At 70.9% G+C, this 12,645-nt stretch carries 11 protein-coding genes; 5 read left to right on the forward strand and 6 right to left on the reverse strand.

The window, feature by feature from the left end:
* Nucleotides 1-119: 119 nt before the first annotated feature.
* Both ABZT14_RS03385 and yidC read left to right on the forward strand, forming a co-directional pair.
* Nucleotides 120-398: a DUF6412 domain-containing protein gene (locus tag ABZT14_RS03385; RefSeq protein ID WP_356297045.1), complete on the forward strand. Its 279-nt coding sequence runs from the start codon at nt 120-122 to the stop codon at nt 396-398.
* Between the two features lie 169 nt (nt 399-567).
* Nucleotides 568-1,272, forward strand: coding sequence for a membrane protein insertase YidC (yidC, locus tag ABZT14_RS03390; protein ID WP_356296196.1), 705 nt, complete (start codon nt 568-570; stop codon nt 1,270-1,272).
* Nucleotides 1,273-1,408: 136 nt separating this feature from the next.
* On the opposite strand, the gene ABZT14_RS03395 is transcribed toward yidC, so the two are convergent.
* Together ABZT14_RS03395 and ABZT14_RS03400 are read right to left on the reverse strand one after the other, a co-directional pair.
* Complete coding sequence (locus ABZT14_RS03395) at nt 1,409-1,585, reverse strand: hypothetical protein (protein ID WP_356296199.1); 177 nt, start codon at nt 1,583-1,585, stop codon at nt 1,409-1,411.
* 293 nt (nt 1,586-1,878) lie between these two features.
* Nucleotides 1,879-2,172 (reverse strand): YiaA/YiaB family inner membrane protein, encoded by a 294-nt coding sequence (locus ABZT14_RS03400; protein WP_356296201.1) that lies wholly within the window; start codon nt 2,170-2,172, stop codon nt 1,879-1,881.
* A 138-nt stretch (nt 2,173-2,310) separates the two neighbouring features.
* On the opposite strand from ABZT14_RS03400, the gene ABZT14_RS03405 reads away from it, so the two are divergent.
* Nucleotides 2,311-2,874: a hypothetical protein gene (locus ABZT14_RS03405; RefSeq protein WP_356296204.1), complete on the forward strand. Its 564-nt coding sequence runs from the start codon at nt 2,311-2,313 to the stop codon at nt 2,872-2,874.
* Nucleotides 2,875-3,318: 444 nt separating this feature from the next.
* On the opposite strand, the gene ABZT14_RS03410 is transcribed toward ABZT14_RS03405, so the two are convergent.
* Nucleotides 3,319-4,425 (reverse strand): Gfo/Idh/MocA family oxidoreductase, encoded by a 1,107-nt coding sequence (locus ABZT14_RS03410; RefSeq protein ID WP_356296207.1) that lies wholly within the window; start codon nt 4,423-4,425, stop codon nt 3,319-3,321.
* Between the two features lie 243 nt (nt 4,426-4,668).
* Here ABZT14_RS03410 and ABZT14_RS03415 point away from each other — a divergent pair, with 243 nt between their 5' ends.
* Together ABZT14_RS03415 and ABZT14_RS03420 are read left to right on the forward strand one after the other, a co-directional pair.
* Nucleotides 4,669-5,448 carry an HAD-IIA family hydrolase gene (locus ABZT14_RS03415; RefSeq protein ID WP_356296210.1) on the forward strand — a complete coding sequence of 260 codons (780 nt, stop codon included), beginning with the start codon at nt 4,669-4,671 and terminating at the stop codon, nt 5,446-5,448.
* 233 nt (nt 5,449-5,681) lie between these two features.
* Nucleotides 5,682-6,716: a glycoside hydrolase family 6 protein gene (locus ABZT14_RS03420; protein ID WP_356296214.1), complete on the forward strand. Its 1,035-nt coding sequence runs from the start codon at nt 5,682-5,684 to the stop codon at nt 6,714-6,716.
* Between the two features lie 525 nt (nt 6,717-7,241).
* Here ABZT14_RS03420 and ABZT14_RS03425 read toward each other — a convergent pair.
* The 3 genes from ABZT14_RS03425 to ABZT14_RS03435 form a co-directional block, all read right to left on the reverse strand.
* A complete protein-coding gene (locus ABZT14_RS03425) occupies nt 7,242-9,236 on the reverse strand; it encodes a kelch motif-containing protein (protein WP_356296216.1) in 1,995 nt (664 codons plus the stop codon).
* A complete protein-coding gene (locus ABZT14_RS03430) occupies nt 9,233-11,218 on the reverse strand; it encodes a glycosyltransferase family 2 protein (RefSeq protein ID WP_356296217.1) in 1,986 nt (661 codons plus the stop codon). The genes ABZT14_RS03425 and ABZT14_RS03430 overlap by 4 nt, the downstream gene beginning before the upstream one ends.
* Nucleotides 11,219-12,032: 814 nt before the next feature.
* On the reverse strand, nt 12,033-12,626 hold the full coding sequence (locus ABZT14_RS03435; RefSeq protein WP_356296221.1) for a lytic polysaccharide monooxygenase auxiliary activity family 9 protein: 594 nt from the start codon (nt 12,624-12,626) through the stop codon (nt 12,033-12,035).
* Nucleotides 12,627-12,645 lie beyond the last annotated feature (19 nt).

The raw sequence follows: 12,645 nt of genomic DNA on the forward strand, positions 1-12,645 counted from the left end.
AGCGAGGGGGTGGCGTGGACCGGTCGTACGGACCGCCGTCGGGCGGCGCCCCACGCCTGCTCCCGGTGTTCGCGGTGCTGTTGTCCTGGCTGACGCCGCTGCTGGAGCTGCCCACCGGCATGGACGGGGCGGTCACCGTGGCCGCCTCGGTGGCCGCGCTGCTGCTGTGCGGTCCCGCACTGCTCGCGCCCCGGGTGGCGCGGGCGCCGGTGCCCGGGCTGATCCGCACCACCATCCGGGACCGCGCACTGCGTACGGCCTTCCTCCCGCAGCGTGACCCGGACGCCTCCGGCCGTCCACGCCCCCGAGCGCCGGGGCGCCTCCAGGGACGGTCACCACACCGGTCGGGTGGGCTCGGACCCCTCCGGCTGGCCGCCTGGCCTTCGCCGGCGCTCTGAGCCGCGCCCCGCTGGCGTTGGCGCGAGAGCCGCCGTTGCCCGTAGGCCGGTGCCCCAACCCCTGGGCCGCGCCCCTCCGTCGAGGTTTCCGCGTCCGGCTTCCGAGGGTGGTGGCCGTCTCACCGAACCACGTTCCGTCCGGTTCGACTGAGACCCCTGGAGAGTTCCCATGTCCACCGTCGCCTCGCTGGTGGCGTCCCTTTCCGATGCCCTGGCCCCGTTGTTCGGCGCCTCCGCCACGGCCGCCGCCATCGTGCTGTCCACCCTGCTGGTCCGTCTCGCCCTCCATCCGCTGGCCCGGTCGGCGGTGCGGGGGCAGCGGGCGAGCGCCGAAGTCGCCCCCCGGTACGCGGAGTTGCAGCGCCGTCATCGTGACGACCCGGAACGGCTGCGGCGGGAGGCGCAGAAGCTGTACGCGGAGAGCGGCTCCTCACCGTTCGCCGGCTGCCTGCCCACCCTGATCCAGATGCCGGTGTTCGGGGTGATGTACCACCTGTTCGTCACCGACCAGGACCTGCTGCGAGAGACCCTGTGGGGTGCCCCGCTGGGGGGACGGTTCGCCCAGGCGTGGAGTCAGGACGGGCCGCTGCACGGCCAGGGGCTGGTGTACCTGGGCCTGTTCGCGGTGCTGGCCTCGGTGGCCTGCTGGAACTTCCTCCGGGCGAGGCGGCAGGCGTCCGCCCGGGAGCGGGCCGGCACCCCGGTGGCGACCGGCTCGCCCACGGCGGGGCTGGGCCGGTGGTTGCCGCTGCTGTCCTTCGGCACCCTGGTCAGCGCGGCGGTGCTGCCCCTGGCGGCCGGCCTCTACCTGGTCACCACCACGACCTGGACGGCGGTGGAACGGGCCGCGCTGAGGGCCGGTGAGCCGGTGTGAGGGCTCAGGGAGGGCGGCCGACACCCCTGGCCGCTCCATGGGGGCCGGGGCTCGCCGGCCCTCGCCCCCCACGGACGGGTGAGCCGTGTGCGAGCCCCCACCCCGACGGGAGTACGGGGCGTCGGCCGCCCCGGTCTCAGGAGCAGGGGTTGCAGCCGCCCCAGCCCGGGTCCCAGTTCGCGTGCTGTTCGCCCGCCTGCGTGGTGGTGCTCTCGGAGGCGGGGACCTCGGCCGTGGCGGCCAGCGCCGGTCCGGCGCTCAGGGCGACCGCGGCGACGGCCACCGTGAGAACGGAGGCGAATCTCGGGTTCATCTGTCACTCCTCGGCAGAAGGCTGTCGTGGTGCGGCGAGGATCCTCACAGCGGCGCCACGTTAGGTCAATGGTCGATCAACTCTGCGTAGCGGCAGGGTATTTCGCCATCTGTTCTGACAAAGAGGTTCTTCTCAAGTGGATTCGCGTCATCCGTTCGTCGCGCCTTCGAGTGACGTCGTACCTCCGGGGAGAGGGAGGTGCCCACGGGGGAGGGGCGGTTATCGGTCGGTTAATTGGCCGGAAGGAGGGGGCGTGGTGACAGATGGTGATCGCACCCCGGCTCGCCGTCGCCTCAGGGGGCGGGCGTGTGGAAAGGGTCCTGTTCGGTGAGCAGCTTGTCGATCCGTGCCCGGTCGACGCGGCTGGTGACCTCCTCGACCTCCTGCCGGTCCCGGACGCACTTGGCCAGGGTGAAGGCGGAGGAGACGACGAACAGCAGGCCGATCGCCAGGAACCCGCGCTCCCACGGGCCGACGGGCAGCTTCACGATGCCCACGACCAGAGCGGTGAGGGAGAGTCCGAAGGCGATGGCGGACTGGAGGAAGAAGGCGGCCGTGGTGGGCCGTTGGACGGAGTCGGTAGCCATGGTCACACCCTGTCGGCGTGGCGGGCGCCGGACATGAGTACGGGTACCTACCACGTACAGGTTGTCCTACTCGTCTCGATCGGGTGCCGGCCACCACTGGCGTGCGCGAGCCCTCGGGGGAGGTGGCATCCTGCCTGGGTGAACAGTGAGACGAGTGTTGAGCGCCCGACGGGTGAGGAAGCGACCCTCCAAGTGCCCCCGGATCACTTCCGGTTGGGCCCGGGGGCGTTCTTCCGTGACCCCGACTTCGGGCTCTCGATGATCGCTCAGGGCCGGTCCATGGTGCTGGTCCAGGACGGTGAACCGCTGGCCGTGGTCCGCCCGGTGACCGAGGCGGAGCGCTCGTACTACGCCGTGCTGGCGGAGCGTTCCGAGCGGCTGACCGCGCTGTCCCAGGAGGTGCTGGAGTCCCTCGCCGACCGGCTGCCCGAGGCCCGCCTCGGACAACTCCGCAAGCGCCACTTCGTGGGCGAGTGGGAGGAGTTGGTCGCCGAGCTGGCGGACACCCTGCGCGCCGAACGCCCCCGGGTCACCGCCGAGGAGCGCGAGCGGGTGGCCGAACTGCTGCGGCTGGGGGACTTCCTGGGCCGGGTGGACGCCGCGAACCGCGCGGAGACCGTCCAGGCCCTGCGTACGGCCACGGAACAGGTCGCCCCACCCCGTGAGCCGGTCGCCGCCGAAGGACAGCCCGAGAACTCCTAGGACACGCCCCTCGGATCACGGCGTTGTCCCGCCCACGCGGCCACGCGCCCTCCTCGGGTGGGTGGCTTGGCTCGCCCGTGGGTGGCTGGGGCGGCGGGAAGGCCGGGGGAGCCTGGGCTGACCGACGCGGCTCAGCACGGAGCCGCGTCGGGACATCCCTCGGATCACCGAGGGGCTCGCAAGTTCCGCACGCCCCGGTTAGCCCCCCGCGAAGGCCCCGACGGCCTCTCCGACCTCTCTGGTCGGGGCTCGGCGCGGGCCACCGGCCCAACCTCCCGCCCCTGCCGGGGAGTTGGGGGACGAGTTCCGTGGAGCCCGATCCCGGGTCACCCGGACGGAACGGGCGCCTCCCGCCCTCGTCCGGGCCGATGGCCGGTGACCCCCTCCGGTTGGTTGCCGCCGGCCTCCGGTGCGCCGACCGGAGAGTGACCGGTCACCCTCACCTCACTCGTTCGGCACGGCCGGTGCGTCGGTGCCGGGCAGGGGCACGGTGCGTCCTTCGTGGGCGGACAGTCGGCCCGCCTCCAGCACCTCCAGTGCCCGCGCGGCCTCCGCCGCCGTGACCGGGGGCGGGTCGCCCTGCCGCAGCGCCCGGGCGACGGCCTCGTAGTACGCCGGGTAGGCACCCGGTACGGAGGGGACGGCCCGGGTGTCCTCCAGGTCCCCCAACGTCCCGTACGCCTCCGGGTCCTCCTCGCCCCATGGCCGGCCCTCCCCCGGTCGGTCGCCGGCCCGCAAGCGCGCTTCCTGAGGGTCCAGCCCGTACTTCACGAAGGCGCCCGAACTGCCCAACACCCGGAAGCGTGGGCCCAGTTGGGCCGCCGTGGCGCTCATCCACAGGTGGGAGACGACACCCGAGGCATGGGTCAGCGCCAGGAAGGTGTCGTCGTCGGCGGTCGCCCCCGGGCGCAGCACCCGGGACTCGGCGTACACCGAGGTGACCGGCCCGAACAGGGCCAGGGCCTGGTCGACCAGGTGGCTGCCCAGGTCGTACAGCAGGCCACCGATCTCGGCCGGGTCGCCCGACTCCCGCCAACCGCCCTTGGGCCTGGGCCGCCAGCGTTCGAAACGGGACTCGAAGCGCCACACCGTGCCCAGCGCTCCCTGTTCCAGCAGACCGCGCAGGGTCAGCAGGTCGCTGTCCCAGCGCCGGTTCTGAAAGACCGACAGCAGCAGCCCGCGTTTCCGTGCCTCCGCGTCCAGCTCCCACGCCTCCCGGGCGGTGCCCGCCAGCGGCTTGTCCACCACCACCGGCACTCCGGCCGCGAGCGCGGCGTGGGCCAGCGACACATGGGTGCGGTTGGGGCTGGCGATCACCACCAGGTCCAACGCGCCCGGATCGGCCAGCAGTTGGTCCGCGTCGGCCACCACCCGGAGGTTCTCGCCGTGGGCCGAGCGCGCCTGGCGGGCCCGTTCCTCGTTCGCGGTCACCACGGCGGCCAGCCGTAGGTCGGGGCAGCTGTCGATCAGTGGAGCGTGGAAGACGGAACCGGCCAGCCCGTAGCCGATCAGCCCGACGCGCAGCGGAGAGGAGGAGTGGGGGTGGGTCATGGGCTCACTCTGGCAACCACGGTGCGGCACCGCAAGCCGCCCCCTCTCCATCGCGCCTCTGTGACCAGCGGTTTTGCCCCGTACCCGGGAGAGGGCGCCCGCTTCTGGGGGACGGCCCGCCCGATCGCTGCCCGAACGGTCCGTCCAGGCCGGCCGGACCTGGCCGGAGGCGGGAACGCCGCTAGGCTGAAACGGCGGGCCGGGCCGCCGGCCGAAGTGACGCGAGCGGGTAGGAGTCCTCAGGTGGCAGAGCGCAAGCCGATCGAGTCCTGGCTGACCGACATGGACGGGGTCCTGATGCACGAGGGCGTCCCGATTCCGGGCGCCGACGCCTTCCTGGACCGGTTGAAGGCCTCCGCCAAGCCCTTCCTGGTGCTCACCAACAACTCCATCTACACCCCGCGCGACCTGCACGCCAGGCTGTCCCGCATCGGGTTGGAGGTGCCGATCGACAACATCTGGACCTCCGCGCTGGCCACCGCCAAGTTCCTGGACGACCAGCGTCCGGGCGGCACCGCCTACGTGATCGGAGAGGCCGGACTGACCACGGCCCTGCACGACATCGGCTACGTCCTGTCCGACACCGAACCGGACTACGTGGTCCTGGGCGAGACCCGTACCTACAGCTTCGAGGCCCTCACCCGTGCCATCAGGCTGATCAACGACGGGGCCCGCTTCATCGCCACCAACCCCGACGAGACCGGCCCCTCCACCGAGGGCGCGCTGCCGGCGACCGGCTCGGTGGCCGCCCTGATCACCAAGGCCACCGGTCAGGAGCCGTACTTCGTGGGCAAGCCCAACCCCCTGATGATGCGCGCCGGACTCAACGCCCTCGGCGCGCACTCGGAGACCAGCGCCATGATCGGGGACCGGATGGACACCGACGTACTGGCGGGGCTGGAGGCCGGTATGGAGACCTTCCTGGTGCTCACCGGGGTCACCCGTCCCGAGGAGGTCGAGCGTCACCCCTTCCGGCCCTCCCGGGTGGTCGACTCCATCGCCGACCTGGTGGACCTGATCTGAGTCCGGCTCCGGCGGGCGGACGCGCTGGGTGACGGAACGCCTTCGGTGGGTGGTGAACGTCGGGGTGCCGGTTCGCTTCCACCGTTGTTGAGCTGGGAACTTCCGGGGCGGCGGTAGTTATCCACAGGGCTCGACGGGTGTCTGGCCGGGTGTGCCACGATGGGCCGACAGTAACGGGGGCCGGGCGAGCCGGCCGACTCCGCGAGAACACGTTCGCGTCCAAGGGGGAGTGGATGTACGACGATCACGGCGGGCACCGGCGCCGAGTCGGTACGCGACTGGGGGCCGTGGCCTGCCTGTTGGCCCTGGTCGGACTGCTCACGGGCTGCTTCTCCTCCTCGGACGACGGGGACGACAAGAAGGCCGAGCGCACCCCCCAGAGCAAGGCGCCGTACTGGGTCAACCCCGAGGGCAAGGCGGCCCAGCAGGTCGACCAGCTGCGGGCGGACGGGGAGAAGGACAAGGCGGCCGTCCTGGAGCGGATCTCCAGCCAGCCGGTTGCCGAGTGGGTCGGGGTGGAGGACCCCGAGGGACAGACCAAGGGCTTCACCGAGGCCGCCACGAAGGCGAACCGCTCGGCCCTCCTGGTGCTGTACAACCTGCCGCACCGGGACTGCGGCCAGTACTCCAAGGGCGGCGCCGGAGGGGGCGACGAGTACCGCGCCTGGGTGGACAAGGTCGTGCGGGGGATAGGTGACCGGTCGGCCACGGTCATCGTCGAACCCGACGCGCTGCCCCACCTGTTGGAGGAGGGGTGCACCCCCCAGCAGTTCCACGAGGAGCGGTACGCCCTGCTGAAGGAGACCGTCGGCAAGCTCAAGAAGCTGCCCAAGGTGAAGGTCTACCTCGACGCCGGCAACCCCGACTGGGTGCGGGACGCCGGTGGGCTGGTGGAACCGCTGAACCGGGCGGGCATAGCCGAGGCGGACGGGTTCGCGCTGAACGTCTCCAACTACCAGACGACCAAGGACAACATCGCCTACGGCAAGAAGCTCTCCTCCATGGTGGGTGGAAAGCCCTTCGTCATCGACACCAGCCGCAACGGCAACGGACCGGTGCCGGGAGCCAAGCACGAGGAGACCTGGTGCAACCCGCCCGGACGGGCACTGGGCGAGCGGCCCACCACCAAGACCGCCGACCCCAAGGTGGACGCCTACCTGTGGATCAAGCGCCCCGGTGAGTCCGACGGTCCCTGCAAGGGCGGCCCCAAGGCCGGTGAGTGGTGGACCAAGTACGCCCTGGAGCTGGCCAAGAACGCCAAGCACTGACCTGGAGTACGGCTGACGTGGACGGGGGCTCCCTCCCCGGCGCCGGTCCGCGCAAGTGAGGGCGTGCCCCACTCGCGTACGACGGTCAGGTGGGGCGCTGTTCCGGTCCTCGCGACGGATGCCCGGAGCAGGTGACGGCACCGCCACGGCAGCTCGTACGGACACTCACCGGGGAGGTCACGGACGGCCCGGCCCGGGGTGTTCGGATTGGCGCCAGGATGCCGTCCGCCCGCGCGGCCCGGGGCCGGCCCACCCACGGGACCGCTCCGGGCGGTGGGGCCCTCCGGCAGCCCCGAGCGGCCGTACCCCCGCACCGGCCGGGCCCGGGCGTACGGCGTGGGCCACGGGAGCCCGGGGCGAGCCGTGGCCCGTCACAGAGGGGGTCAGGCCCCGTGTCGGCATCGACCACCCGGACCGCCACGGCAGGTCGCGGGGCCCGTGCGGAGGGCAACCACATCGGCCCGACTCCCGGGTGGGGTGGGCCGGTTGTACCCCGGCACCCACCCCACCCGGACACTCAGAGCGTCAGGGCGACTCGGTGGTGGTCGGTACCGCCTTGGCCGTCGGCGACACCGGCACCTTCACCCAGGTCGCTTCGGAGGGCAGCCCGTCCTTGTCCACGGCGTTCACCATGTACCAGCCCGGGGGGACCAGCGAGGGGTCCTTGGGGAGGGTCACGGAGACCCCGTCGGCGGTGCGGCGGAAGTCCAGGGCGATGGACCGCTGCTCGATGTTGGTGACGTGGGTGAACGAGCCCGGGCGGATCAGCCGCATCTTCTTGATCCGGGCGGCGTCCTTGCTCTGGAACCGGGCGGTGCCCCCCAGCCGTACGGTCTGGCCCTTGCCGTCACCCCGGGAGTCCAGCAACTGCGGCCGGTCGCCGTCCTGGTGGAGGTACGGCGGGGTGTAGAGGTCGATCTGCTGCTGGAACTCGCCGGGCTTGGTGTTGTCCTTGTCGGAGAACAGCGAGTCGGAGCCGAAGGTCATCACCCGGCCGTCCGGCAGCAGCAGTCCGCCGGAGTGGTAGTTGCGGCCCACCAGCGGGTCGGCGGCGGACTTCACGTCGTTGGACTTCGGGTCGTAGATCTCCGCCTTGAGGATGTTGCTGGCGCTGCGTCCCCGGTAGTCGCCGGAGCCGTTGGTGGTCAGCACGGTGTCGTCCGGCAGGATCACGCTGCTGGGGTAGCGGGCCTTCTCGTACAGGTCGGGCCCGTCCCGGAAGCGGGGGTTGTCGTCCCGCAGGTTGACCAGCCGGCGCTTGGCGGTCGACTTGGCGTCCTCGCCCACGCCGCCACCGCCGACGACCATGTACTTCTGGTCCTGCGCGGGGGGCAGCGGCACCGTCATGGAGGTCTCCAGGACGTCCGGGTCGCTCATCCCCGGGATCTTGCGGAACCTGTTGGTGGCGATGTCCCACAGCCCGGGGGCGCGGCCCTTGTCGGCGGGGCCGTAGCCGGCGTTGGAGCCGCTGTAGAAGATCCGGTTGTTCTCGGTGAGGAACAGCGCCGGGTAGGTGGGGAAGAAGCGGGTCCGGGGCAGGAAGCTCCACTTCTTGGTACGGGGGTCGTAGATCTCGTTCTTGCCCGGGACCACCTGGCCGATCTCGTCCAGGCCGGAGACCGACAGCACCTTGCCGTCCTCCAGCGTGGTCAGGGTCGGGTACCAGCGGGCCTCGTCCATCGGGTCGACGGTGATGTACCGCTCGGCGACCGGGTCGAACTCGAAGGTGTCCTTGATGCCCTGGAAGTCCTTCTTGTCGAAGGACAGCTTCTGCGCGACCCCGTAGATGTTGCGGCGGTCGGCGCCCTTCAGACCCGAGATCGCGTAGTTGTCCTCGGTGCCGGTCTGGTAGCGCTTGCCCTCCTTGACGGCCTCCACGTAGACGCGCTTCTGGGTGGCGGTGACCGTCACCTCCCCGGTGACCGGGTCGGCCTTCTTCTTGGCGCGCGGTACCAGCAACGAGTCCTGGGAGACGAAGGTCTTGCCGTTCTTCTTGCCGGTGAACCTGGTGCCGGCGGGCAGGGTCTTGGCACGGTCCGGGTTCTCGTTGCTGACGATCATCAGGCCGCCGGCCTTCTTCACGTCACCGCCCAGCTTCTCGTACCGCTGGGTGCCGCCGGCCACCAGCAGCTTGCCGTCGGGGAGTTGGGTGTGGCCGGCGCAGAACAGGTCCTTCGGGGTGGGGATGTTCTTGAAGGTGTTCTTCTCCGGGTCCCACAGCACCGTGCGGAAGGTCTTGGCGTCGAACATCTTGGCGTCGTTGCCGGAACCGGCGACCAGCAGCACCTTGCCGGTGTGCAACAGGGCGGCGTGGATGGTGTTGATCCGGTACTTCTCGGGGACGTCCACCACCTTCCAGTGGCCGTGCTTCGCCTTGTACTCGGGACGGTTGATCTTGTAGTCGTGGTACTGGTTCGACGCGAAGGTGTAGAGCGCCGGTCCGTTGAAGCCGGCCAACACCAGAACCGCCGCGGCGCCTATGGACAGACGGCGTACGCGGCGGCTGGGGTGAAACTTCATCTGGAGCGTCCCTCAAGAGTGAACTGGACTGTCTGTTCGGTGCTGTGGGGCGGCTGACCGCCGTACGGGGGCGGGGGCGAGCCCCCGGTGTCCTGCCCCGGCGGCGCCGAACCCCCGACCGGCTGTCCGGCCTCCTGGCCCCCCTGGCCCTCGCGCTTACGGCGCTTCTTCTCCTGCCGCACCATGTAGCGCCAGCCGATGATGGGGGCGGCGGTGATCAGCATGGCCAGTCCGGCCCAGGTGAGCATCGCGGGGTGGTCGTGGCCCAGGTAGAACGAGCCCACGAAGGAGCCGCCGAAGATCACCAGGAAGAACAGGTGCACCCGGAAGGTGCCGAACAGTGTGTCGGGGCTGGCCGAGTCGCCCTTGGGGGTCACCACGAACCGGCTCTTGCGCCGCAGCACCGCGTCGAACAGTGAACGTGCGTAGATGGGCGCGGACATGGCCGACATCAGCATCCCGGCCAGGCCGCCGGAGCCCTCGGGCTCGTGCGGGGAGACGTTGTGCCGGCGGTTCCAGACGTACAGCCCCACCTGGAGGGCGGAGGCGTTGCCGTAGAGCATCATCCACACGGTGGGGTCGATCTGCACACCCGAGGCGCCGAGCCCCAGGAACAGGGCGCAACTGAGCGCGGCCAGGATCCAGTTGAGGGCGGAGATCGGGTAGAAGATCACCATCAGCGTGTAGTTGAACAGCTTCCCCGGGGGGAGGGTGAACGGCGCCTTCCAGAACTGCTTGAGGATGGTCTCGTAGGTGCCGCGCGACCACCGCAGCTGCTGGGTGAAGAAGTCCGTCCAGGCGTTGGGCCCCTCACCGACGGCCAGCACGTCCGGGGTGTAGACCGAGCGCCACTTGCGCCCGGTCTCCGGGTTGCGGGCGCGGTGCATCTCGAAACCGGTGGCCATGTCCTCGGTGATGGAGTCGTACAGCCCGCCGATCTGCTTGAGCGCCCTGATCCGTACGGCGTTGCTGGTGCCCACGAACATCGGGGCGCCGTACCGGTTGCCGGCCCGCTGGATCAGCGCGTGGAACAGGAACTGCTGGCTCTCGGCCGACTTGGTCACGTAGTTGTCGTAGTTGCCGTAGACCTGCGGGCCGATGACGAAGCCGACGTCCGGGTCGCGGAAGTAACCGAGCATCCGCTCCAGGTAGTTGGGCAGCGGCACGTGGTCGGTGTCCACCGAGGCGAAGAAGTCGTAGTTGTCGCCGTGTGCCTCAAGCCAGGCGTTGTAGTTGCCGTGCTTGGTCTTGGCCCGGTGGGCGCCCTTCTTCTGGTTCCACTTGGCGACCCCCTTGCGGCTGAAGTGGTGGACGCCGAGCCGGGCGCACACCTCCTTCACCGCCGGGTCGTCGCCCTCGTCCAGCAGCCAGACGTGCAACGGGCCCCGGTGACGGATCCTGACCGCCGCCTCCAGGGTCTTGGTGACCATCTCCAGCGGTTCCTTGCCGGGTACGAAGGAGGTCAGGAAGGCCACTCGCGTACCGGACTCGGGAACGACGGGTATGGGATCGCGTGCGACCAGGGTGGCGTGGGCGTTGGAGAACACGTTCATGGTGCGGAACAGCTCGATCAGGCCGATCGACACCAGCATCACGATGTCCAGCTTCAACACCAGGTCCGAGGCCGAACCGTCGCGCTCGGTCCAGTGCTGGGGCTGCATCAGCCAGAACAGCAGCACCGCCGACAGCACCGGGGCCAGGCACAGCAGTATGGCCGCGCGGAAGCGGTGGTGCTCCTCGGCCAACAGGCTGCGGTAGCGCACCCGGTAGGGCTTGTCGGGGTCGGGCTGGGTGAGTGGTCCGGCCAGGCGGCTGTAGTGCTCGTAGTCGTAGCGCGGCGGGGCCTTGCGGGGCCAGCGGGCCGCCCTCGGCTGGACGCCGGACCTCCCGGCGCGGGGTGACTGGCGGGGCACGCGCAGCTGTTGGGTCCGCGTGGGATCCGTCGCGGGGTCGCGTCCCGGATCGCTCGATGACGAGGTCATGAGTCCTTCCCCCCGCACACCACGCGCGGTATCCGCTCGTCGGGGCCCGTGTCTGGCCGATGACACGGGCGTGGCCCCAAGGCCACCAAACAGTTACGACACAAGTAGGCCGATCCACGGTTCCCGAGGGCCCCGTGGGTTATCTCACCGTCCCCGTGCCGTGCTCTGTCGCCCCCACCTCGACGAGCACGACCGGCAGCTTAGGCTCTCGCCCTCGGTGCGCGGGTGGGATCGCTCGGCTTTGGCTGAGTGGGCCCATGTGTGGAAACAGTGTGCATAGCGTAGGTCGGTTACGCACCACCCCGTCCTGGAGCGGGCCGTTGACCACCGGGTTCGCGCCCGGCCGGGGAGCCGGGGCGCGGCGAACCCGTCCTGATGGGAACGGGTACCGGGGCCCTCGGCGGGTGGCGGTGGCCTCCGGGAACTCCGAACCCCCCGCCCCCTCACCCCGGTTGGGTGGTACGGGCCGGCCGGGCCGTCGCCCTGGTCCTCTACGCGCTGGTGTGCCGCGCCGGGGTACGTGTACCGGGTACGGGCCCGTGCCGCCCGCCCGGTGGCCGGAACATGACGCGGTGACCGGGACAGGGGCGGCCGGAACAGGAGAGGGCCCCGGACCTGTTCAGGTCCGGGGCCGGTACGCCGGGCCACTGGGGCCGCTGTCGGGTCCGCCAGCGGCCCGGCGGCTCCTCGGCCGGCCCGACCTTCCCCGTAAGGCGTCAGGGGGAGGTCGGCCGTGGGGGGTTGGCCGGGAGCGGGCGGGTCGAGGGGCCGGGGAGGGGCCGGACGAATCCGGCCCCTCCCCTCTACGAGGTCGTCACAGCTCCACGTCGGCGCAGCTGTAGAAGGCGTTGGCGGTGTCCTCGATGTTCCAGACGCCCAGGACCAGATGGCGGCCGGACTTACCCTCGGGGATGGTGCCCTCGGTGCTCCAGTCGTTCGGCGGCTGTTGGCCGTCCAGCGACTCGGTGAGGAAGGGCTCCGGCTCCAGGTCGTCGCGGGTCAGCGGCTGGCTGGGGTCGTAGCCGTCCTTGGTGATGTAGTAGCGGAAGTCGGTCGTGGAGTGGGCGGCGGTGATGTTCCACCGGAAGGTGAAGTTGCCGCCGGCCTCCAGCTGGGTGGTCGGCCAGTCGCCGCCCCGGGGGTCGTCCAGTTCGGCGAAGCCCTCGTTGCCGGCCGAGCAGATGGAGCCGTCGGCCGGACCCGCCTCGGGGAAGCCCTTGGGGCCCTCGACGCTCTGGGGCTCCCACTGGATGGCCCCGCAGTCGGTGGCGGTGCCGTTGGCGCAGTGGGCCTGCCGGCTGGTCGGGGCGTCGCTGTAGCCGTGGCCCTGGGCGCTGCCGGAGGTGATGAACAGGGCGGTGCCGCCCAGGCAGAGGCCGATCGCCGCGGTGAGGATCTTGTTGCGCATCTTGCTCCTCGGTGTGGGG

Source organism: Streptomyces sp. NPDC005438 (assembly GCF_040606315.1).
Classification (GTDB): Bacteria; Actinomycetota; Actinomycetes; order Streptomycetales; family Streptomycetaceae; genus Streptomyces.